The organism is Vibrio porteresiae DSM 19223 (genome assembly GCF_024347055.1).
Lineage (GTDB): Bacteria > Pseudomonadota > Gammaproteobacteria > Enterobacterales > Vibrionaceae > Vibrio > Vibrio porteresiae.
In genome coordinates this window covers 746,264-768,223 of sequence record NZ_AP024895.1, presented here as the reverse complement: position 1 = coordinate 768,223, position 21,960 = coordinate 746,264, and the positions used below count along the sequence as shown (strand labels likewise).

Annotated in this window: 20 protein-coding genes; 6 read left to right on the top strand and 14 right to left on the bottom strand. The window is 45.6% G+C overall.

Annotated elements, in window-relative coordinates; genetic code table 11:
• Window position 1: 1 nt before the first annotated feature.
• From thiL to OCV11_RS03510, 13 genes are all read right to left on the bottom strand, one after another.
• Window positions 2-970, bottom strand: coding sequence for a thiamine-phosphate kinase (gene thiL, locus OCV11_RS03570; protein ID WP_261895047.1), 969 nt, complete (start codon window positions 968-970; stop codon window positions 2-4).
• Between the two features lie 158 nt (window positions 971-1,128).
• Window positions 1,129-1,599, bottom strand: coding sequence for a transcription antitermination factor NusB (gene nusB, locus OCV11_RS03565; RefSeq protein ID WP_261895046.1), 471 nt, complete (start codon window positions 1,597-1,599; stop codon window positions 1,129-1,131).
• Window positions 1,599-2,069 (bottom strand): 6,7-dimethyl-8-ribityllumazine synthase, encoded by a 471-nt coding sequence (gene ribH / locus OCV11_RS03560; RefSeq protein ID WP_068712355.1) that lies wholly within the window; start codon window positions 2,067-2,069, stop codon window positions 1,599-1,601. Before ribH ends, nusB begins: the two co-directional genes overlap by 1 nt.
• 142 nt (window positions 2,070-2,211) lie before the next feature.
• The gene (gene ribBA / locus OCV11_RS03555) at window positions 2,212-3,321 is read right to left on the bottom strand and encodes a bifunctional 3,4-dihydroxy-2-butanone-4-phosphate synthase/GTP cyclohydrolase II (RefSeq protein WP_261895043.1); all 1,110 of its coding nucleotides are present in this window, start codon (window positions 3,319-3,321) and stop codon (window positions 2,212-2,214) included.
• A gap of 57 nt (window positions 3,322-3,378) precedes the next feature.
• Complete coding sequence (locus tag OCV11_RS03550; RefSeq protein ID WP_261895042.1) at window positions 3,379-4,035, bottom strand: riboflavin synthase; 657 nt, start codon at window positions 4,033-4,035, stop codon at window positions 3,379-3,381.
• A 12-nt stretch (window positions 4,036-4,047) separates the two neighbouring features.
• Complete coding sequence (ribD, locus tag OCV11_RS03545) at window positions 4,048-5,148, bottom strand: bifunctional diaminohydroxyphosphoribosylaminopyrimidine deaminase/5-amino-6-(5-phosphoribosylamino)uracil reductase RibD (protein ID WP_261895041.1); 1,101 nt, start codon at window positions 5,146-5,148, stop codon at window positions 4,048-4,050.
• Window positions 5,149-5,160: 12 nt separating this feature from the next.
• Window positions 5,161-5,610 carry a transcriptional regulator NrdR gene (gene nrdR / locus OCV11_RS03540; RefSeq protein WP_261895039.1) on the bottom strand — a complete coding sequence of 150 codons (450 nt, stop codon included), beginning with the start codon at window positions 5,608-5,610 and terminating at the stop codon, window positions 5,161-5,163.
• A 104-nt stretch (window positions 5,611-5,714) separates the two neighbouring features.
• Window positions 5,715-6,965, bottom strand: coding sequence for a glutamate-5-semialdehyde dehydrogenase (locus OCV11_RS03535; RefSeq protein WP_261896218.1), 1,251 nt, complete (start codon window positions 6,963-6,965; stop codon window positions 5,715-5,717).
• Between the two features lie 9 nt (window positions 6,966-6,974).
• The gene (proB, locus tag OCV11_RS03530) at window positions 6,975-8,108 is read right to left on the bottom strand and encodes a glutamate 5-kinase (RefSeq protein WP_261895038.1); all 1,134 of its coding nucleotides are present in this window, start codon (window positions 8,106-8,108) and stop codon (window positions 6,975-6,977) included.
• Between the two features lie 141 nt (window positions 8,109-8,249).
• Window positions 8,250-8,621 carry a sigma factor-binding protein Crl gene (gene crl, locus OCV11_RS03525; RefSeq protein WP_261895036.1) on the bottom strand — a complete coding sequence of 124 codons (372 nt, stop codon included), beginning with the start codon at window positions 8,619-8,621 and terminating at the stop codon, window positions 8,250-8,252.
• A gap of 99 nt (window positions 8,622-8,720) precedes the next feature.
• Window positions 8,721-9,968, bottom strand: a complete 1,248-nt coding sequence (gene frsA / locus OCV11_RS03520) for an esterase FrsA (protein WP_261895034.1) — start codon at window positions 9,966-9,968, stop codon at window positions 8,721-8,723.
• 486 nt (window positions 9,969-10,454) lie between these two features.
• Entirely contained in the window at window positions 10,455-10,919 is a 465-nt protein-coding gene (gene gpt / locus OCV11_RS03515; protein ID WP_261895032.1) for a xanthine phosphoribosyltransferase, read from the bottom strand.
• Window positions 10,920-10,953: 34 nt separating this feature from the next.
• Window positions 10,954-12,243, bottom strand: coding sequence for an NCS2 family permease (locus tag OCV11_RS03510; RefSeq protein WP_261895030.1), 1,290 nt, complete (start codon window positions 12,241-12,243; stop codon window positions 10,954-10,956).
• A gap of 391 nt (window positions 12,244-12,634) precedes the next feature.
• On the opposite strand from OCV11_RS03510, the gene OCV11_RS03505 reads away from it, so the two are divergent.
• The 6 genes from OCV11_RS03505 (at window position 12,635) to OCV11_RS03480 (ending at window position 20,331) form a co-directional block, all read left to right on the top strand.
• Window positions 12,635-14,062, top strand: coding sequence for an NAD-dependent succinate-semialdehyde dehydrogenase (locus OCV11_RS03505; protein WP_261895029.1), 1,428 nt, complete (start codon window positions 12,635-12,637; stop codon window positions 14,060-14,062).
• 32 nt (window positions 14,063-14,094) lie between these two features.
• On the top strand, window positions 14,095-15,369 hold the full coding sequence (gene gabT / locus OCV11_RS03500; protein WP_261895028.1) for a 4-aminobutyrate--2-oxoglutarate transaminase: 1,275 nt from the start codon (window positions 14,095-14,097) through the stop codon (window positions 15,367-15,369).
• A 774-nt stretch (window positions 15,370-16,143) separates the two neighbouring features.
• On the top strand, window positions 16,144-17,616 hold the full coding sequence (locus OCV11_RS03495; protein ID WP_261895026.1) for an aminoacyl-histidine dipeptidase: 1,473 nt from the start codon (window positions 16,144-16,146) through the stop codon (window positions 17,614-17,616).
• A gap of 306 nt (window positions 17,617-17,922) precedes the next feature.
• Window positions 17,923-18,366, top strand: a complete 444-nt coding sequence (locus OCV11_RS03490) for an ATP-dependent zinc protease family protein (RefSeq protein ID WP_261896216.1) — start codon at window positions 17,923-17,925, stop codon at window positions 18,364-18,366.
• Entirely contained in the window at window positions 18,363-19,268 is a 906-nt protein-coding gene (gene rimK / locus OCV11_RS03485) for a 30S ribosomal protein S6--L-glutamate ligase (RefSeq protein WP_261895025.1), read from the top strand. Before OCV11_RS03490 ends, rimK begins: the two co-directional genes overlap by 4 nt.
• Window positions 19,228-20,331 (top strand): succinylglutamate desuccinylase/aspartoacylase family protein, encoded by a 1,104-nt coding sequence (locus tag OCV11_RS03480; protein ID WP_261895023.1) that lies wholly within the window; start codon window positions 19,228-19,230, stop codon window positions 20,329-20,331. The genes rimK and OCV11_RS03480 overlap by 41 nt, the downstream gene beginning before the upstream one ends.
• Before the next feature lie 55 nt (window positions 20,332-20,386).
• Here the strand turns inward: OCV11_RS03480 and OCV11_RS03475 are convergent, their stop codons facing one another.
• Complete coding sequence (locus OCV11_RS03475; protein WP_261895022.1) at window positions 20,387-21,742, bottom strand: sodium-dependent transporter; 1,356 nt, start codon at window positions 21,740-21,742, stop codon at window positions 20,387-20,389.
• Between the last annotated feature and the right edge of the window lie 218 nt (window positions 21,743-21,960).

Below are 21,960 nucleotides of genomic sequence, written 5' to 3'. Positions count from 1 at the left end.
ACTACGCCTTAAAATGATCGTATCCCGTCAGTTGCCAATCAACTGCTCGGCCTTTATCGTGCAATTCAAACACACCTTGCGGACGAATTTGACCAATACAAGTCACTTTAGTCCCCGTATGTGCCAATGCATTTTCTACTGTTTTACGCTGCGCCGCTGGCACAGTAAAGCAGAGTTCATACTCTTCACCGCTGGTTAGCGCATATTGACGAGCCACATTCTCATCACCGCAATACGCCAGTAGCTCAGGCGAGAATGGCAGTTGGCTTACATCAATACTCGCACCAACACCGGAGCGGCTTAAAATATGGCGCAAATCGGCAATTAAACCATCGGAAATATCTACTGCTGCAGAGGCATGAGGCAATAAGGCTTGTCCAACCACAATACGAGGTGTAGCAATATAGTGGCGCTTCTCAAGCTCCGAAGCAAAAGGTTTTGTGCTCAATGAGTTGTCTAAAATAACATCCAAACCCGCTTTGCTGTCACCGAGTTCACCCGTCACAAAAATCCAATCCCCTACTTTTGCCCCGCTGCGCAGCAAGGCGGTGTTTTCCGGAATAAATCCTTGTACTGTCAATGTCATACTCAGAGGACCGCGCGTAGTATCACCACCAATCAATTGCACATGGTAGTAGTTAGCGAGTTCGAAGAAAGTATCACAAAATGGCGCGAGCCATGCTTCATCCATTTCTGGCAGGGTCAAGGCAAGTGATACCCACGCCGGAGTTGCCCCCATGGCGGCAAGATCACTTAAATTAGAAGCCAGTGCTTTATGCGCCACCCACGCAGGGTTAGCATTAGAAAGAAAATGGGTGCCCGCGACAAGCGTATCGGTACTGAGCGCGATACGTACATTATCTGGCGCTTTTACGATGGCACAATCGTCACCAAGCGACAGATGAACATCTTTACGATTCACCTGTCGATTGGACAGGTATCTCTGTATAAAATCAAATTCACCAGGCATGAGCTTATTCCTAGATTCAGGTTGACGTGAAACAGCGAACCAAGTGGCTCGCGTTCTGCCCTTTGATTTATGGTCTACGTTTTGAAGGGCAGATGCCTGTGACGAAACACAGGTAATAAAAAAGGTCAGCAGAGCTGACCTTAGGATTGTATCGCGAATTACGCTTTTTTGCGTACATGCGGTGCAGCTTTATCTAGCACACCGTTCACAAACTTATGACTTTCTTCTGCAGCGAAAACTTTTGCTAGTTCAATAGCTTCGTTAATCACTACTTTGTACGGTACGTCTTCACGACGCGTCATTTCGTACATAGCTAGACGAAGCAGCGCCAATTCCATCATATCCAAATCTTGCATTGGACGAGATACGAAAGGACGAAGTTTGCTGTCTAACTCTTTGTGGCCAAGGACCACACCGGTAAGCAGGTCACGGAAGTATTCCACATCGGTTTCTGGCGCTGCAAGTGCAGGCTCTGCATCACGATGCTCTTCCTCATCATATTTGCCACCAGTAAGGAATTGTTCTTCAATCGTAGCCACATTTTCATGTGTAATTTGCCACGAATAAATAGCTTGTAGTGCAAATTGACGTGCATTACGACGTGCGGCTGGTTTCACACTGGCCCCCATTAGGAATCAATTTCAGAAAGAACATTAATCATTTCAAGCGCGCTCAGTGCAGCCTCTGCACCTTTATTACCAGCCTTGGTTCCTGCGCGTTCAATTGCTTGATCAATGGTATCAACTGTCAGCACACCAAAAGCAACAGGGATACTGTACTCTAGAGAAACGTGCGCCAACCCTTTATTCATCTCACTACTTACGTATTCGAAGTGTGGTGTGCCACCACGGATTACTGTGCCAAGAGAAATAATCGCATCGAATTTGCCAGTTTTAGCAACACGTTGTGCAACTAGAGGGAGTTCAACAGCACCAGGGCAACGAACGACGGTAATGTTATCATCAGCAACCTGACCATGACGCTTCAAAGTATCGATGGCACCAGACAGTAAACTTTCATTGATAAAACTGTTGAAACGAGAAATTACGATTGCAATTTTCGCACTTGGCGCTGGGAAGCCACCTTCGATCACTTTCATAAGCTATCCTTTAAACTCTAATCATCACGTGAGAATCGCCGGATTCTAGCACAAATTTGTGAGGCATATCTAATAGTATTTACGCCAATAATATCCCGCCCCCACTGCATTCACGCTGTGGAGGAAGGCATTTTTCATTAACTTATTGGCAAACGTATTCGACGACGTTTAAACCAAAACCACCTAGAGCGTGGTATTTTTTACTCTCAGAAGAGAGCAAACGCATATTGGTAATCCCCAAATCGGCTAAGATTTGCGAACCCACACCAACACGGCGAGACGTTCCTGGCTTTTTAGCCATCGCAGGAGCATCGCCTTTGTCTTGCAATTCAAATGCTTTTACGCGGTGAATCAGGAGATCGCTGGTCTCTTCTTTACCCAAAATAACCAGTACGCCACCCTCATTACCAATACGTGTCATCGCTTGGTCGAGAGTCCAGCTACGATCTGAATTGCGATTACTGCGCAACAAATCAGTAAAAGTATCTTGCAGATGCACGCGCACCAAAGGTGCTGCGTCGGTTAAATCGCCCTTCACCAAAGCATAATGAATCTGATCATCAATCACATCGCGGTAAGTCACCAAATCAAACTCACCGAATTCGGTTGGCAATTTACACTGAGCAACACGCTCAATGGTAGTTTCGGTATTATTGCGGTATTCAATGAGTGCTGCGATCGTACCTAATTTAATCCCGTGTTTTTCTGCAAACACTTCCAAGTCAGGGCGACGAGCCATGGTGCCATCGTCATTAAGGATTTCCACGATCACAGAAGCTGGCTCAAGACCGGCTAAACGCGCTAAGTCACATCCAGCTTCGGTATGTCCAGCACGCATTAGCACGCCGCCATCTTGCGCTGCTAATGGGAACACGTGCCCTGGTTGCACAAGATCCGCAGCCTTAGCCTCTTTCGCCACCGCTGCTTGCACAGTACGTGCGCGATCTGCTGCTGAAATACCAGTGGTCACCCCTTCTGCCGCTTCGATAGAAACGGTGAAGGCAGTAGAGAATTGAGCGCCGTTATCTTTCACCATCGGGTTCAAGCCAAGGCGTGCACAACGATCTTTGGTTAACGTAAGACAGATCAGGCCGCGACCATGAGTTGCCATGAAGTTGATCGCTTCTGGCGTTACAAACTCAGCCGCCATAATGATATCGCCTTCATTTTCACGGTCTTCGTCATCCATCAAAATGACCATTTTGCCTTGACGGATATCATCGATAATTTCTTGAGGCGTACTAATTGTCATACTACTTATCCTATTGCATCATCATTGGTCAAATGTCGGTTTAGCTATGCCACTGGCTTAAGCAAAACCATTTTGTTGTAAGAATTCTAGCGTAATTCGCGACTCTGGTTGAGCATCCGCTTCTGCACCACGCAGTAAACGCTCCATATAACGAGCCAATACATCGACTTCCAAATTCACTTTACGGCCGACATGGAATGAATCGATTGTGGTTTCAGCTGTAGTGTGTGGCACGATAGTCAATTTGAACGCATTTTTACGTAAGTCATTGACAGTTAAACTAATACCATCCACCGTAATCGAGCCTTTTTCCGCGACATACTTAGAGAGCTCAGATGGCATCTGTACCCAAAACTCGATCGCGCGACCAACATGATTACGTTCAACGATTTCACCGACGCCATCGACGTGACCAGACACGATATGTCCACCAAAACGAGTGGTAGGTAACATGGCTTTTTCCAAGTTCACCTTGTCACCGGCTTGGCTGTTAGCAAAACTCGATTTTTTAAGCGTTTCAACTGAAAGGTCAGCTTGATATGAGTGTTGGTCGAAAGCAACAACGGTCAGACACACCCCATTGGTCGCGATACTATCGCCCAATTTAACATCGGACATATCCAGATTCCCCACCTCAACGGTGACCGTTACATCTTCACCACGCGGGGTAATGGCGCGTAATCGACCGACTGCTTCAACAATTCCAGTAAACATAATTGACTCTTCTTATCTCTTCGGCGTTAACACAACGCGCATATCTGGCCCAACTTGACGCAGATCTTTAATCGTAAAATTCTGTACTTGAGACATATCGGTCAGACCTAAGGCACCGAACAGTCCACGGCCATCCGACCCCATAATTTTCGGCGCTAGATACAGCACAATTTCATCCACCAGCTCTTGTTCAATAAAAGATTTGGCTAATGTTGCTCCTGCTTCTACCCAAACATGGTTGATATTATGTTCGCTAGCAAGTTTCTCTAACGTCTCCACCAAACATAGTTGCCCTTGATCATCGAGTTCAACACAGAGATCCGCATCTTGCTGTGCCACAGTTAAAATCGCGCCGTCTGCGGCGAACAATTTGAGTTGCGGATGTAACTGATGTTGGCGATCAAGAATAACTCGTGTCGGTTGGCGCAGCTCGTGTTCTGGATAATCAGCTTGAACATCAGTAGAGAGTTCACTCCAGCGTACATTCAAAGAGGCATCGTCCGCTAACACGGTCTGGCTGGTCGACAATACCGCACTCGCCAGAGAGCGATAATGCTGCACATCACGGCGTGCCTGAGGAGAAGTAATCCACTGGCTACGACCATTCGCTAAGGCTGTTTGTCCATCCAAACTGGCGGCCATTTTCAATTGAACATACGGGCGGCCACGTTCCATACGAGTTAAAAATGCCGGATTAAGCGCGCGAGCATCTTGTTCCAACAAACCAACCAAGACCTCAATACCTGCCTCTTGCAACATACCAATACCACGACCTGCTACTTGAGGATTCGGATCGGTCATCGCACATATGACTTTTTTTACTCCTGCCTTTATAAGACCGAGAGCACACGGAGGTGTACGCCCATAATGAGAACAAGGTTCAAGAGTGACATAAGCCGTTGCGCCTGCGGCTTTATCGCCAGCCATGCGCATCGCGTGAACTTCAGCATGAGGCTCACCAGCTTTACGATGATAACCTTCACCCACAATTTGGTCGCCAAGCGTAATGACGCACCCTACATTTGGGTTTGGTGTAGTCGTGTAAGTCCCGCGTTTAGCCAAGCTAATCGCTCGGGACATCATCTGATAATCAAAAGAGGTAAATTGAGGCATAGGGGTTTGGAATTAATCTTCAAGCTTAGCGATTTCTTCGCCAAATTCACGAACATCCTCAAAGCTACGATAAACAGACGCAAAACGAATATAAGCGACTTTATCGAGTTCTTTAAGTTGTTCCATTACTAGGTTACCAATTAACTTGCTTGGTACTTCACGTTCACCGGTGGCACGTAACTTCGATTTAATCGTGCTGATCGCCAATTCAATCGAATCGGCACTCACTGGACGTTTTTCCAACGCGCGCTGCATACCGCCGATCATTTTATCTTCATCAAATGGTTCACGATTACCATTGGATTTAATCACTCGCGGCATAACCAGCTCAGCGCTTTCAAACGTGGTAAAGCGCTCATTACAAGCTAAACACTGGCGACGACGGCGTACTTGATGGCCATCTGCAACCAGTCTTGAGTCGATGACTTTCGTATCGCTCGCAGAACAAAAAGGACAATGCATATCACCTCCATCTCAATGAATTCCAGTGTAACGGAATTCATTCCGGGAAGAAAAGAAAAAGGGGCCATCAGACCCCTATTTCGCGTAACTTGATAGTAAAAATGCTAGCTACGCGACAGATAATCTGCTACGCCAACCCATTTATAGCTGGTGAGCTCTTCCAGCCCCATCGGGCCTCGAGCATGCAGCTTCTGAGTTGATACCGCAACTTCAGCACCTAAGCCAAATTGCGCACCATCGGTAAAGCGAGTTGATGCATTGACATACACGGCGGCTGAGCCCGCAGCATTGACAAATTTTTCAGCGTTGATAATCGAGTTGGTCAAGATAGCATCTGAGTGACTCGCATTATGTTCACGCATGTGATCAATCGCTTCGTCTACGCCTGCGACGATTTTAACGCCCAAGGTGTAGCTTAGCCATTCAGTATCAAAATCCCCAGCTTCTGCCGCTCGCACTTTCGGTGCATTCGCAAACCATTGAGTTGCCGAGTCATCAGTCACAAAAGTCACGCGCTCACCAAGTGACGCAATGAGCTGAGGTAACAGTTGCTCCGCAACATCTTGATGAACCAGTAAGGTATCGAGGGAATTACACGCCGAAGGACGCTGCGTTTTAGCGTTCTCGATAACCGAAATAGAACGCGCTAAATCAGCACTCTCATCAACAAACATATGGCTGATACCAAAGCCACCGATGATCACTGGAATAGTACTGTTCTCTTTACACATTTTATGTAAGCCAGCACCACCACGCGGGATGATCATATCCACGTAATCATCAAGTTTGAGCAACTGAGAGACTAACTCACGATCGGGTTTTTCAATGTACTGCACTGCCGCCGCGGGTAAATTGGCCTTGCTCAGCGCCGATTGAATCACCTTTACCAACTCCATGTTGGAATGGAAGGTCTCTTTACCGCCACGCAAAATACTCGCGTTGCCGGTTTTTAGACACAAAGCAGCGATATCAATCGTTACGTTTGGACGAGCTTCATAAATCACGCCAATCACACCAAGCGGTACGCGGCGACGTGAAAGCGACATGCCGTTTTCTAGCACGCGACTGTCAATTTCACTGCCAACCGGATCATGTAACGCAATAACGTTACGCACATCAGCAGCAATAGCCCTTAGGCGAGCTTCATTAAGCAATAAGCGATCGAGCATCGCATCACTCAAGCCTGCCGCTTTACCTGCTTCGATATCTTTTGCATTAGCAGCCAAAATAGCTGGAGCATGAGCTTCCAACTCATCGGCGATGATCGCTAAAGCTTGGTTTTTCTGGGCTGTTGGGGCAATAGCCAAGGTGAAAGCCGCTTCTTTAGCCGCTTTCCCCATGTTAGTTAAATCCACACTCATCTCCTACTCCTGAATCACAACCATGTTGTCACGATGAATCACTTCAGAACCATGGTCATAACCAAGGATATCAAAGATCACTTTACTGTGTTTGCCAGCGATCTTAGCTAAATCTTCACTTGAATAAGCAGCGATACCACGGGCTTTTTGTTGACCTTTACGATCCAACACTCGCACCACCGCACCACGAGCAAACGAACCACTGACACTCACTACCCCTTTCGCCAGCAGACTACTGCCTTTCGATTCGACAGCGCGCACCGCACCATCATCGATCACCAAATCACCCGATGGCGCAGGACCGGCCAAAATCCACGTTTTGCGGTTTTCCAATGCCTCTTCCAACGGTAGGAAACGTGTACCTTGTGGATGATCGCTTAACGCATCAAAAATAACGTTAGGCGCACGTCCCGCAGCAATAATCACTTCCATGCCCGCGCGGCGAGCAATATCAGCAGCTTGGAGCTTGGTTGCCATACCACCCGTACCTAAAGTTGTACCACTACCACCTGCAATTTTACGTAGCGTATCGTCGATGGTTTTCACCTCTTTGATAAGCTCGGCGTTAGGGTCTTTACGAGGATCGGCTGTGAATAGGCCTTTTTGGTCAGTCAGCAGCAGTAGTTTATCTGCACCGCATAAAATGCCGACCAGTGCCGATAAGTTATCGTTATCACCGACTTTGATTTCATTGGTCGCTACCGCATCGTTTTCGTTCACTACCGGCACGATACCATGCTCAACTAAAGCATGAATCATATCGCGAGCGTTAAGGAAACGTTCACGGTCCTCAAGGTCTGCACGAGTTAATAACATTTGGCCGATCTTGATGCCGTAGATTGAGAACAGACGTTCCCATGCTTCAATCAACTGGCTTTGCCCTACTGCCGCAAGTAATTGCTTACTTGAGATAGCGTTGGGCAGTGCGGGGTAACCAAGATGTTCACGTCCAGCTGCAATAGCGCCAGAGGACACGATCACAACATTGTGACCTTGTTTTTTCAGTTCAGCACACTGACGAGCTAACTCAACCATATGAGCACGGTCAAGAGCAAGTGTACCACCGGTAAGAACACTGGTTCCCAGCTTAACAACGATAGTATGCGTTGTATTGCCGTTTTGTTGATGTTTAGTCATGATTTCTTCTGTAATGGGAAAACATTTAAGAGTGGATGTTTTAACAATCAACCAGCCAATAAACAAGCAAAAAAAGGTGCTTCAAGCACCTTTTTCATTAAGACTGGATTGTTCGTATCGTGTACGACAAGATTGGTAGCGCTATTCTACCGTAGATAGGGATTTAGCAAAGCGGTCAGCGAGCATTTTTGACAATTTTTGTGCAAAATCGCCATGGGTCCTTTCAACCTCAGCTTGAGCAGCAGCAGGAATTGATTCATCAACCCAATCACCGTCGATATTGTATCGACCAGTGTGATATTCAGCTTGGAAGCCTTCATCACTTGGAGTCAGCGTTATCCACCATCCCCAAAACTCACGCTTTTCTGGTGCTTTCTTATCACTTACACACACAGATAAACAATCAAACCAGTACAATCCATCTTTCGATTGCTCTTCACGCAAATAAGGACCTAGGGCCTTGAAGGCTGCCAACAAGCGAAAATGAGTAGGAAGCTTTGTCACCTCTGGCATATTGACTCTCCATTTCAATTGCAAAGCATAACTATTACTTTTATTTATCAGTTGGTTAAAAAGTAACAGTTCCCACTCTTATCCAATTTGGTGGAAAAGTCACCTACAAAGTTCATCTTCTAGCCACTTTATCGCCAAATCGAGCGCTTGCTCATATCCTCGTGAAATTGTTTTGCTTTTTATTTGCGTAGCTTTGCCATATTGACTAAAGAGCGCCAGTAATTGGTTGTCAGAATGCGGAGATACTGGGTCGCCTTCCAATCCAAGCGCCAAAATCGGCACTTTAGTGCGACGACTCGATAAAAAGCCCTGCACTTTCAAAGACCACGCCATGATTTGTCCGGCCATACTGTTCACATCAACGACGTTTTTACCCAATCGAGACGCCAGCACATCCAGATACATTTTCGACATTTTTTTGAGTTTATCCGGAGAGACAAACACATCATGAATCGGTGCACCTAAGGTAACACAGGCTTTTATTTTATCCGGTTCTAAGAACGACAAACGAGCCATCGCATTACCACCAAAACGAAAACCAATCAGGCCAACTCGGCGGTGGTCCACCCAAGGCAGTGAGTAAAGCTGATTGAGCACTTCTTGATGCAGTAATGATGAGTTCTCACTTACCGACCAATGACTACTAAAACCAATCGAAGGCATATCTAACGTGAGCATACCAATATCGCGTTGTGCCAAATAGTCACGAAATAGACGCCACATATCGGTTTGCAGGCTATCTAACCCGCCGCTCACAATCACGATAGGTTTCGGCGTATCCGTTTTAGCTAGATGCAGATGACCAACAATCTTTTTATTTTGAAAAGGAAATTCGAGACGCTTAATCACATAGCCGGTCTTTTTAGCTGCCTCTTGGTAAGCCGCATTGGCTAAGCCTTGCGCCTGAAGCGCCAAGTTGTCATTTTTCAGGTGTGGGTAACCCGCGATGCTGTAACAAAGAGAAGCTCGAAACAGTTCATCAGCCGCCTTTTCGCCTTCGAGTTCACGACCGCGCTGCTGATGGCGCATCCCCACTTTATTCCACTCATACGCCCAGTTACCACTGTGATAACCGATGACGGTATCAAGCCAGTTTTCTTCACTGCGTGAATGTTTCGAAGCGGCTATACGAGCCAGCACTTCCTCTTGCTCAACAGGATCAATCCCTTGCCAAGCCCACTGCAATCTGCGCAAATTGCGATACCAAGCAAAACCTTCACTCTGTTTTTTCTGTTCCAAAAATTCAGCGCTACTTGGCATGTAAGGCGTAAGAATCGACGTTTCCTTCGCTTGTTTGTGTTTTTTAAATAGCGTTTCGGAAAGATTTTTACTTCGTTCTTCAGACATAACTGCACGTCTCAACTTAGGTTGTCTAATCGCAGGTGACATTAGCCAACACTTTAGGTGTTTATCTAATGTCATCAAGAAAGGAGGCTTTAGGGTATCCCGCTCGAGCGGTCACTGTCTATGTTCAATCGTCTTAATGACAGCAAGTATGGCAAATTCCCACCAACTCTTTTGGTTATACCTAAATGACCTCAAGATGCAGAATTCAGATCTTCATCAACGAGCACTGGTCAAGCGCAAGGACGGAAGGAATTGGTCATTACCTTTCAACGTCATTGGGCGCAGAAATGGGTTTGTTAATGAGCTCCCTAAGGGCGAGTTTTCTTCGCTCCAATGCTGCGTAACCGATTTCTACGATTTAAATCAATGTTTTGCCTAAGAGCGAATACCTTCTCGCTGAAACGGCATCTTGAGGTTACTTGGGTATATATAGTAATAAAAAAAATGGCCCTTCAAAGGGCCATTTTCTACTCAATAATGCAAGCTTTACTTTTGTTTACGGTTGATTGGCTCAACGAAAGACAGAGACAAATCCCATGGCTGCTCAATCCATGTATCTTGTGGGATATCCACAATATATTGGTCAACCAAGTCTTTGCCTGCAGGTTTAGCACAAACAGTAACAAATTTAGCTTTAGGGTACATTTCACGAATTTTACGTGCTGTATCACCGCTATCCACTAAATCGTCAACGATCAAGAAACCTTCGCCATCGTGCTCAGGTGCCTTTAGTACTGTCATATCGTGCTGGTGATCGTGATCGTAACTAGCGATACATACTGTATCAACATAACGAATTCCCAATTCACGAGCTAGAATAGCAGCAGGAACTAAGCCACCACGGCTCACACCTAGGATACCTTTCCATTGTTCTGCAGGCATTTGTAGCTCAGCTAGCTGACGGCAGTAAGCCTGCATATTGTCCCAAGTGATAACGAATTTTTTGCTCATTTGTATAACCTAAATTTGTAAAGTGTTGTACCGCTTATCCCAGTGCGTATTTGAGAACAAATACGATTGCCATAAACCAAACACTAACAGACACGTCACGAGCTTTGCCACTTAGCAATTTGATAATAGCGTAGGAAATGAAACCAAATGAAATGCCTTCTGCAATTGAGTAAGTCATTGGCATCATGATACATGTAACGGCAGCAGGTGCCGCTTCTGTTAGGTCGTGCCAATCAACGTTAGCCAGACCAGAAAGCATAAGTACAGATACATACAGCAGCGCACCAGCTGTTGCATAAGCAGGGATCATTCCTGCAACTGGTGAGAAGAATAATGCAAGCAGGAATAAAATGCCAACAACAACTGCAGTTAAACCAGTACGACCGCCAGCCGCAACACCCGCAGTACTTTCAACGAATGAGGTAGTGTTTGATGTACCAAATAGAGCACCAATTGAAGTTGCTGTTGAGTCAGCAAGCAGTGCACGGTTCAAACGAGGTAATTTACCATCTTCACCGATAAGACCAGCTTTAGTAGCAACGCCCATCAACGTACCTGCAGTATCAAAGATATCAACGAATAGGAACGCAAAGACAACAGAGATCATGCCTACTTGGAATACACCAGCGAAATCCAATTGAAGGAAAGTTGGGGCAATGCTTGGTGGCGCAGAGAAGATACCGTGGTATTGAACATCACCAAAGATAATACCTAGAACAGTAACGATTAAGATTGAAATCATTACAGCGCCAGTAACATTACGGTAAACCAGACCCACAGTGATAAAGAAGCCTGCTGCAGCTAAAAGGCATTTCATTGAAGTGATGTCACCTAATGAAATCAAAGTTGCTGGGTTATCAACGATGATACCCGCACTTTGTAGCGCGATAAATGCCAAGAACAGACCGATACCAGCAGAAATACCAGTACGCAAAGACATTGGAATGGAGTTAATGATCCACTCACGAATTTTGAACAGGCTAAGCAGAATAAACAGCACACCAGAACAGAATACTGCCGCTAGCGCTACTTCCCATGAGTAATGCATACCTTTCACAACAGCAAAGGTAAAGAAGGCGTTTAAGCCCATACCTGGCGCTAATGCGATTGGGTAGTTAGCGATAAAGCCCATAATAAAACAACCCGCCGCTGCAGCTAGACAGGTAGCTACAAATACTGCTCCACGATCCATCCCTGTTTCAGATAAAATCGCTGGGTTCACAAAAATGATGTAAGCCATTGTCAGGAAGGTTGTTAACCCTGCAATGACCTCAGTGCGTACGGAAGTACCGTGTTCACCGAGTTTAAAGAGTTTTTCCAGCATGTTCGTTCGATTCCTATAAAGTGAAATTAGTAAACGGTTGCGTAATCGATTGGGCGCAGATTATAAAGTCATAAAATAACAAATTCCAGATGGAATTCGTTACTCATCACACTTTTCGCCGAAAATGATGCAAACAATCCGCTCGTTCTGCATAAGAATTAGGATCTTAGTTCCGCAAAAAAATCAGATGCCGAGACAAACAACTCCTGACCAATTGTTCAAGATTGATTTCTGACTCTTTATGCTGGAATTGTCAAAGTGAGGCGTTTGTATGTTTTTTCACCCTCTCCTATCGCTTTATCTGGTACTAACGTTTTCTACTAACTGGTACTAAGTCTCCTGCTTTTTTGTCGCTAACATAACTTCATCAAAGCTAACCTAGAGACAAATCATGGATCAGATTGCCAATAAGACACTGCTCGCAGCCACTTGCACCGCAAGTGATGATGCGATTGCCGTACTTAACCCTGCCACCCAAGAGATTTTGGCGTACATTCCTTCAACGGATACGGCCACTCTTAATCAATTGATTGAGCGTTCAAAAACCGCCCAAAAAACATGGCAGGAAAAAACGGCAGCAGAGCGCGCGACCATACTAAAACGTTGGTATGACTTGATGTTAGCCAATGCCGATGACCTAGCGCGTATCATGACTTTGGAACAAGGAAAGCCGTTAGCGGAAGCTAAAGGGGAAGTGATGTATGGCGCCTCATTTGTACAATGGTTTGCCGAAGAAGGTAAACGTGCTTACGGCGACTCCATTCCAACACCAGCCAGCAGTAAGCGCCTACTAACCATTAAACAACCTGTTGGTGTAGCAGCTGCTATCACCCCTTGGAACTTTCCAATCGCGATGATCACACGTAAGGCTGCTCCAGCATTAGCAGCAGGATGCAGCTTCATTGTTAAGCCAGCTAACCAAACGCCACTGTGCGCCTACGCTACAGCAGAGCTGGCTTATCAAGCAGGCTTACCTCGTGATTTGCTGATCATCGTCAACCACCACTCTTCCGTGGCAATAGGCGATGTATTGAGTCATCACCAAGACATTAAAAAGCTCTCTTTTACAGGTTCAACGCAAGTTGGCAGCGTATTGATTGCCCAATGTGCCGACACGGTAAAACGCACTTCAATGGAATTGGGTGGCAATGCGCCATTTATCGTATTTGATGATGCCGATATTGATGCAGCGGTGACAGGTGCGATTGCAAGTAAATACCGTAATGCAGGCCAAACCTGTGTGTGTGCTAACCGCTTTTATATCCATGATGCGGTTTACGACCAATTTGTCGACAAGTTCATTGCTGAAGTAGCCAAACTCAAAGTGGGTAATGGCTTAGAGCAAGGCGTCACAGTTGGACCATTGATTGATGCTCGTGCCAAAGAGAGCGTGATGGGTTACATCGCAACCGCCAAAGCACAAGGTGCCAAGGTTGCATTTGGTGGTCGCGATTTAGACGGTCTCTTTGTTGAACCCACCGTATTAACGGACGTAACGCAAGAGATGGACATTGTCCAAACCGAAATCTTTGGCCCAATCGCTCCAGTGCTGCGTTTTAGTGACGAAGCCGATCTCATCAAGAAAGCCAACGACACTATTTATGGTCTGGCTAGCTACTTCTATACCAACAATATTCACCGTGCCTTTCGCGTCGCAGAAGCGTTGGAGTACGGCATGGTTGGGATTAATGAAGGCTTAATTTCTAACGAAGTCGCTCCATTTGGCGGCGTGAAACAATCTGGCTTTGGTCGCGAAGGCGCGAAACAAGGCATCGACGAATATCTCAATACTAAATACCTCTGCTTTGGTGGTTTTTAATACCTCAGCTCGTTTTTATAAGGACATACATCATGACGAATCAGGAATGGCAAAGCCGTAAAGAAAAAGTAATCTGTAAAGGCGAAGCAAACCTAGCCCCTGTTTATGCAGCAAAAGCTAAAAATGCCACCATTACCGACATCGAAGGCAATGAGTACATCGATTTCTCAGCAGGTATTGCTGTGGTTAACACTGGCCACTGCCATCCACGTATCGTTGAAGCGGTAAAAGCTCAACTAGAAAACTTCAGCCACACCTGTTCTACCGTGGTTCCTTACACCAGTTTTGTTGAATTAGGTGAAGGCGTAGTAGAAGTTGCCCCTGGTGATTTTGAGAAGAAAGCGGCTTTCTTAACCACAGGCTCAGAAGCAGTAGAAAACGCGATTAAATTTGCTCGCCATTTCACAGGTCGTCCTGGTGTTATTGCTTTCAAAGGCGGTTTCCACGGTCGTACCAACATGTGTATGGGTCTAACCGGTAAAGTGAACCCTTATAAAGCAGGATTTGGTCCTTTCCCAAATAATGTGTATCACCTACCTTACCCAAATGCGTACCACGGTGTAACTGAAGAAGAGAGCCTAGCCGCATTTGATGACCTATTTGCTTGTGACATCGAACCGACTCAAATTGCAGCGATCATTTTTGAACCAATCCAAGGTGAAGGTGGTTTCTATCAAGCGCCAGCCTCTTGGGTTAGAGCCCTACGCGCACTTTGTGACAAACACGGTATCGTGATGATTTGTGACGAAATCCAAAGCGGTTTTGCTCGTACTGGTCGCATGTTCGCTTGTGAATACTACGATGTAGTGCCTGATTTGATCACGATTGCCAAAGGCCTTGGTGGTGGTTTCCCAATCTCTGGTGTCGTGGGTCGTGCTGATATCATGGATCACCCACAAGCTGGCGGTATTGGTGGCACTTACGCGGGTAATGCGATCGCTTGTACCGCAGCAGTTGAAGTACTGAAGATCATTAAAGAAGAAAAACTGGTTGAACGTGCACAACACATTGGCCTGCTCTTTAGAGAACAGCTAGAAAGCATGCAGAAAGTCATTCCGCACATTGGTGATATTCGCCAAGTGGGTGCGATGGTCGCTATCGAGTTAAACGATCCAGAAACAGGCGCACCTTTAGCTGCACTGACCAAACAGTTAGTCAAAGAATGTAATGCTAACGGTCTTATCCTGCTCTCTTGTGGTGTGAAAGGTAACGTTATTCGCTTCCTACCACCGCTAACCATCGAATCTGAACTGGTTGTGAAAGGTTTGGACATCGTGAAAACTCAGCTACAAGCTCTGGTTAAATAACCAATCAAACTCACTTCAGCTTGAGTAGAGAATAGATAACCTATAAAGGCAGTATTGATACTGCCTTTATTTTTTCACTCGACTCACCCTCTCCCGAATCAAATTTCAGGCAAAAAAAAACGCCACCTCATAGTGAGATGGCGGTGAATCATGATGAGCCCAAAACGGACTACGAATGAATTCCAATAATAGGGGTGAACAAACTGTTCGAGTCACAAGGTTTGGTCGCAAAACCAGCACCTAATGATCAGTGATGTTATCGTCAGACACTCAAACACCACTGGGTAAACCTTTCAAGATCCAGCAAAAAATCTGACTGCTAACCGATTTTTTGATCTTCCTAAGAAGGATCTTCAAGACTCGTCCATTGAGCAATTTAACTTCAACATCGAAGTTGGTTATAAATATACCACCAAGAAAATTTATTACAAGAGTTAAGGTGATAAAAATCACAAAACTTTCTTTTATTGATCTAACTCAATTATTTTTGGTAATAAAATTACATTTTAATGGAGATTTTAGGACATGGAGCGCAAAAAACATATGAAACAAGGTAATTAAACCTCCCATATTATGTCGATCCGATCATTTTTATCTCAATGATTTAATAGATAATTTTGTAAATAGAAGCGTGAGATCCGCCACTTTCACGTTGAAACGCTACTCCCATCACGATCAGAGTGGTATGCTGTGAAACAAATTTATCCCTCTTGATCCCATGCCGCACCAAGCGGCGAGTCGCATCAGGAAAGATTACACATCTAGGAGTTATCCGTGTCTGAATTCCATTCTGAAATTAGCCTATTGTCCCCGGCCCCTGTTTGGCAGTTCTTTGATAAGATCTGTTCAATTCCACACCCTTCAAAACACGAAGAACAGTTAGCAAGTTATATTGTTGATTGGGCAAGCAGCGAAGGTTTGGATGTTCGCCGTGATGAAACAGGCAACGTGATTATCAAAAAACCTGCCACGGCAGGAATGGAAAACCGTAAAGGTGTGGTGCTGCAGGCTCACATTGATATGGTGCCTCAGAAAAATGAAGATACCGATCACGACTTTACCAAAGATCCTATTCAACCTTACGTTGATGGTGAATGGGTAACCGCTAAAGGCACAACTCTTGGTGCGGATAACGGTATCGGTATGGCAACCTGTCTTGCTGTTCTGGCCTCTAAAGAGATCAAACACGGTCCACTAGAAGTGCTACTGACGATCGATGAAGAAGCGGGTATGACTGGCGCATTTGGTTTGAAAGAAGGTTGGTTAGAAGGTGACATCCTACTTAACACCGATTCTGAAACCGAAGGCGAAGTGTACATGGGCTGTGCTGGTGGTGTAGACGGCGCATTCACTTTCCCAATTCAACGTGAAGCGCTACCTGCAGGTTTCGTGGTTCGTAAATTGATTCTAAAAGGATTAAAAGGCGGCCACTCAGGTGCAGACATTCATACAGGTCGTGCTAATGCCAACAAACTACTGGGCCGTTTCCTAGCGGATCATACTCAAGGTTTGGATCTGCGTCTTATCGATTTTCGTGGCGGTAGCCTACGTAATGCGATTCCACGTGAAGGCTTCGTGACTGTTGCTGTTGCAGAACAAAATCAATCCGCTCTTGAGCAAGCATTTAGCGCCTTTACTGCTCTAATTAAAGAAGAGCTAAATAAAATCGAAACCAACATCGTTACGTTTAATGAAGAAGTGACGGGGTCATTCGACGTATTCTCTGCTGCATCACAGCAGACCTTTATCGCTGGTCTAAACGCTTGTCCAAACGGCGTGATGCGCATGAGTGATGAAATTGAAGGTGTGGTTGAAACCTCATTGAACGTGGGCGTGGTGACTACCAAAGCAGATAAAGTGACGGTACTTTGTTTGATTCGTTCATTGATCGACTCAGGCCGTGAACAAATTGAAGGTATGTTGACCTCGGTTGCTCAACTGGCTGGCGCAAGCATTCGTTTTGCTAACGCTTACCCAGGCTGGAAACCGGATGCAGACTCAGCCATCATGCACATCTTCCGTGACATGTATGAAGGCATCTATGGTCACAAGCCAAACATCATGGTGATTCACGCTGGCCTTGAATGTGGTCTGTTCAAAAAACCTTATCCAAACATGGATATGATCTCTTTTGGCCCAACCATCAAGTTCCCACACTCTCCTGATGAGAAAGTCAAAATTGATACCGTGGAATTATTCTGGCAACAAATGCTTTGTTTGCTAGAAAATATTCCAACAAAAGCCTAACCTTAAAAGCCGAATCCTTGGATTCGGCTTTTTTGTCTCTGTCGGGTCGACAGTGTCATTAGGTGGTCACACAAACGCAATAAGCTGTGATTTGCGTTCAGATTTATCCTGAAAAGCTTTGAGAATGATTAATTAAATTTGTCGATACGAATGATATTTTTCATTGGCAACAGCAAAGAGTCAGCTGCTAGAGTTCGCCCCCTCAAGGCTTAGGACAGATTTCGTCCACAAATGCCGCTCCTGACAGCGAAACCAAGATCGCTGGTCCAAAGATGAATTTCAAACTCTCCAACGAAAGACATTATGATGAAAGAAAAAATGATTGTCGGATGGCGAGAGACCCTCAGCCTTCCTGGCTTAGGCATTAATAAGATTAAAGCCAAAATCGACACAGGTGCACGAACCTCCTGTTTACACGCCTTCCGTTTAGAAACGTTTGAGCGTGACGGTGCGCCTTGGGTGCGCTTTTGGATCCACCCAAAACAACGTAACGAAGATCAGATTGCCGAATGCGAAGCGCCCATCGTTGATGAACGCATCGTTCGTGATTCCGGTGGTCATGAAGAGAAGCGTTACGTGATTCGTACAGACATTTGCTTAGGTGGCCAAAGTTGGCCAGCTGAAATTACACTAACTAACAGAGAAAACATGGCATTTCGTATGCTGCTTGGCCGTACGGCTATGCACCAACGCATCGTTGTTGATCCTGTTGAATCGTTTTTAATCCCATTTGAGGAAACTGAAGAATGAAAATTGGTATTCTGTCGCGCAACGGCTCGCTCTATTCGACCCAACGCCTGATAGATGCTTGCAAACAGCGTGGTCACGAAGTCAAAGTTATTGATGCACTACGCTGTTATATGAATATCAATTCGGATCAGCCACAAATTCACTTTAAAGGTGAAGAACTGACTGGTTTTGATGCGGTCATTCCACGCATTGGTGCCTCAGTGACTTTCTATGGCACTGCGGTTTTACGCCAATTTGAAATGATGGGCGTCTACCCAGTGAATGAGTCCGTTGCAATTAGCCGCTCTCGTGATAAGTTACGCTCAATGCAGCTACTATCACGCAAAGGGATCGGTATGCCGATCACTGGCTTTGCCAGCAAACCAGATGATGTTAAAGATCTTCTGGATATGGTTGGTGGTGCACCGGTTGTAATCAAACTGCTTGAAGGCACTCAAGGTATTGGGGTGGTTCTAGCAGAAACACGTACAGCTGCAGAAAGCGTGATTGAAGCTTTTATGGGTTTAAAAGCCAATATCATGGTACAAGAGTACATCAAAGAAGCAGGCGGCGCGGATATTCGCTGCTTTGTGATTGGTGATAAAGTGATCGCGGCGATGAAACGTCAGGGTGCAGAAGGTGAATTCCGTTCTAATCTTCATAGAGGTGGTACGGCTTCATTGGTGAAAATCACCCCTCAAGAACGTAAAACCGCTATCGAAGCAGCTAAAGCAATGGGACTGAATGTCGCGGGCGTCGATTTACTGCGCTCAGAACGTGGTCCACTTGTCATGGAAGTCAACTCATCTCCCGGCCTTGAAGGCATAGAAGCCGCAACAGGGAAAGATATTGCCGGAATGATTGTCGAATTTATCGAAAAGAATGCGGCAAGCAAAAGGACCAAAACACGTGGAAAAGGTTAACAAAGTTAAAAAAAACGTCGCTTTTCATCTTCTGGGGGAGTCTGTTCCCCCAGCTGGCAGAGCTGTTATTGAGCTCGAAGCCGCCAAGCTTTATACCCACTCCCCATTATCCATCCCCATAGAAATCGTAAACGGTGCCCACGAAGGGCCAGTCATGATGGTTAATGCCGCCATTCATGGTGATGAATTAAATGGTGTAGAAATTGTAAGACAGCTCGTCAATTCGATTGATGCCAGTAAACTCAAAGGCACCTTGATTGCCGTTCCGATAGTCAACGTGTTTGGCTTTATTCACAAATCCCGTTATTTGCCCGACCGTCGTGACTTAAACCGCTGCTTCCCTGGCAGTGAAAAAGGCTCCCTAGCCTCACGAATGGCACACACCTTCTTTTCTCAAGTGGTCACTCGCTGTAACTACATTATCGATTTGCACACCGGTGCAATTCACCGAACGAACCTACCGCAAATTCGTGCTGACTTGAGTAATCCTGAAACACTACGTATTGCCCAAGCTTTTGCAACCCCTGTAACCCTAGACTCCCCGCTGCGCGGCGGTTCTCTACGCAGTGAAGCGGAACAGTGTGGAATCACAGTACTGACTTACGAAGCGGGAGAAGCGTTACGCTTCGATCCGATTGCGATTCATGCTGGCGTCATGGGTATCCTCAGAACGATGCAAGCGGTCGGTATGTTACGTAAGAGTCGCAAGAAAACACCAAGTACCGTGATTGCTAAATCCACCAGTTGGGCGCGGGCTGAAACCGATGGCATTTTGCGTACCCTAGTAACACTAGGCGACAAGGTAGAGAAAGGTCAGATTCTCGCTTACGTGAACTCGCCGCTAGGTAAAATCAAAGAAGAACTCAAAGCGAACAAAGGCGGGATCATCATTGGTCAGCAAACCCTACCGCTAGTCAATGAGGGGGATGCCGTATTTAACATTGCCTACTTCTCGCAAGATGATGAAATTGTTGAGCAGATTGTGGAAGAGTTTATTGAAGACATCAGTGATATGGAACTTGAACCGCTCACCACAGGGCACCTTCATCCGGCCCAGCCTTAACCATAAAAGTGCCCCTAAAGTTAGGGGCATTTTTCTATTCGATATTTTGATTGGTTTAATTAAACGATGCCCAGATGATCGCAGCCACCAATACAGGGCATACGATGCGTACATACCAAGGCCAGATTTTACCAAACAGGCTATTGCGGAACTCTTCAAACCCTAGAGAAAGCTCATTAAACTTCGCATTGCTTCTCCATACCCAACCACCAAACAAACAGAACAGCAGTGCCGTAAAAGGTTGTAGATATTGCGTTGCGACCATAGCCACTAAACCAAATAAGGTTTCAAAGTGATAAACGATAACAATACTAAACAGAGCAATAATCAAACCGAGTACCCAAGCAGTTGGTGTACGTTTGGTATTGAAGCGTTCACCAACCAAAGCCACTGGACATTCCAACATTGAGATGGATGATGTCAATGCGGCAATGGTCAGCAGTAAGAAGAACACCACTGCAAACATTTGTCCCAAGAGACCTAAGCTATCAAACAGCATAGGTAGCACGCGAAACACCAGCGTATCAGAGCTCAGCAGTGAACCATCGGCGCCATAGATTGGCACACCTTTATGCATTGCAACAAACATGGCAGGCAACACCACTAAGCCAGCAACGAAAGCCACTGCCGTATCGACTAAGGTGACGTTCATCGCCATTTTCGGCAAATTTTCTTTCTTGCTGAGATAAGAGCCGTAAATCAGCATCGAACAACCACCAATGGTCAAAGAGAAGAAGCCTTGCCCCATCGCAGCGAGAATCAGTTTTTTATCCCACACTTTGGCAAAGTCTGGAATCAAGTAGTGACGTAGACCTTCCATCGCCCCCTGTTGCATCATGATGTAAACAAACATCACACCAAACAGGATAAACAACGCGGGCATCAATCGAGTGGACCATTTTTCGATCCCATCTTTCACCCCACCCTGCACAATTAAAATGGTAAAGACATAAAACAGCACGGTACCAAACAGGTTACGCTCAACACTAAACCCCTTTAACCACTCAGTCGCCGCTTGCAAGCCAGCAATGTCCGTTATTGCGCCAAGCATATAACAGATGATCCAGCCGCCAACGATACTGTAGAAAGCCAACACGGCACTAGGAACACTTAACCCCAACCAACCTACAACACTGCCGGCTCGCTTCGCCATAGCATTGTTGGTTAATGCTCGCATGCTATCAACTGGGTTCGCTTGGCCATAACGGCCAATTGCCATTTCCACCACCAACATGGGATAGGCAACAACCAAGATCAGGACTAGATAGACGAGCAAGAATGCGCCACCACCATTACTGGCGGCTTGAGTAGGAAATCCCCAAATATTGCCTAAGCCTACCGCTGCGCCTGCTGCAGAAAGAATAAATCCAAGACGAGAACCAAAGGTCTCTCGAGATGCTGATTGCGTCATTACCACTCACAAATACACTTACGAACTAGTTGACTAGTACATTAAATTAAATCTGCTAATTAGGCAATGAATTTAAGTGATGTGAACTAATAAAGTGCCAAACAATAAACAATTATCTTAATCTCATCCTCTCTGGTTGTTTTTTATTCTTTCATTCAATCGAGCAATAACTTGCCTCAATAAAAACTAATAAGGCGCTGTAAAACAGCGCCTTATTA

Coding starts and splice junctions, on each gene's coding strand:
- thiL (WP_261895047.1), bottom strand. CDS start 970: ATGCCTGGTGAATTTGATTTTATACAGAGATACCTGTCCAATCGACAG.
- nusB (WP_261895046.1), bottom strand. CDS start 1,599: ATGGGGGCCAGTGTGAAACCAGCCGCACGTCGTAATGCACGTCAATTT.
- ribH (WP_068712355.1), bottom strand. CDS start 2,069: ATGAAAGTGATCGAAGGTGGCTTCCCAGCGCCAAGTGCGAAAATTGCA.
- ribBA (WP_261895043.1), bottom strand. CDS start 3,321: ATGACAATTAGTACGCCTCAAGAAATTATCGATGATATCCGTCAAGGC.
- OCV11_RS03550 (WP_261895042.1), bottom strand. CDS start 4,035: ATGTTTACTGGAATTGTTGAAGCAGTCGGTCGATTACGCGCCATTACC.
- ribD (WP_261895041.1), bottom strand. CDS start 5,148: ATGCCTCAATTTACCTCTTTTGATTATCAGATGATGTCCCGAGCGATT.
- nrdR (WP_261895039.1), bottom strand. CDS start 5,610: ATGCATTGTCCTTTTTGTTCTGCGAGCGATACGAAAGTCATCGACTCA.
- proB (WP_261895038.1), bottom strand. CDS start 8,108: ATGACTAAACATCAACAAAACGGCAATACAACGCATACTATCGTTGTT.
- crl (WP_261895036.1), bottom strand. CDS start 8,621: ATGCCAGAGGTGACAAAGCTTCCTACTCATTTTCGCTTGTTGGCAGCC.
- frsA (WP_261895034.1), bottom strand. CDS start 9,968: ATGTCTGAAGAACGAAGTAAAAATCTTTCCGAAACGCTATTTAAAAAA.
- gpt (WP_261895032.1), bottom strand. CDS start 10,919: ATGAGCAAAAAATTCGTTATCACTTGGGACAATATGCAGGCTTACTGC.
- OCV11_RS03510 (WP_261895030.1), bottom strand. CDS start 12,243: ATGCTGGAAAAACTCTTTAAACTCGGTGAACACGGTACTTCCGTACGC.
- OCV11_RS03505 (WP_261895029.1), top strand. CDS start 12,635: ATGGATCAGATTGCCAATAAGACACTGCTCGCAGCCACTTGCACCGCA.
- gabT (WP_261895028.1), top strand. CDS start 14,095: ATGACGAATCAGGAATGGCAAAGCCGTAAAGAAAAAGTAATCTGTAAA.
- OCV11_RS03490 (WP_261896216.1), top strand. CDS start 17,923: ATGAAAGAAAAAATGATTGTCGGATGGCGAGAGACCCTCAGCCTTCCT.
- rimK (WP_261895025.1), top strand. CDS start 18,363: ATGAAAATTGGTATTCTGTCGCGCAACGGCTCGCTCTATTCGACCCAA.
- OCV11_RS03480 (WP_261895023.1), top strand. CDS start 19,228: ATGCGGCAAGCAAAAGGACCAAAACACGTGGAAAAGGTTAACAAAGTT.
- OCV11_RS03475 (WP_261895022.1), bottom strand. CDS start 21,742: ATGACGCAATCAGCATCTCGAGAGACCTTTGGTTCTCGTCTTGGATTT.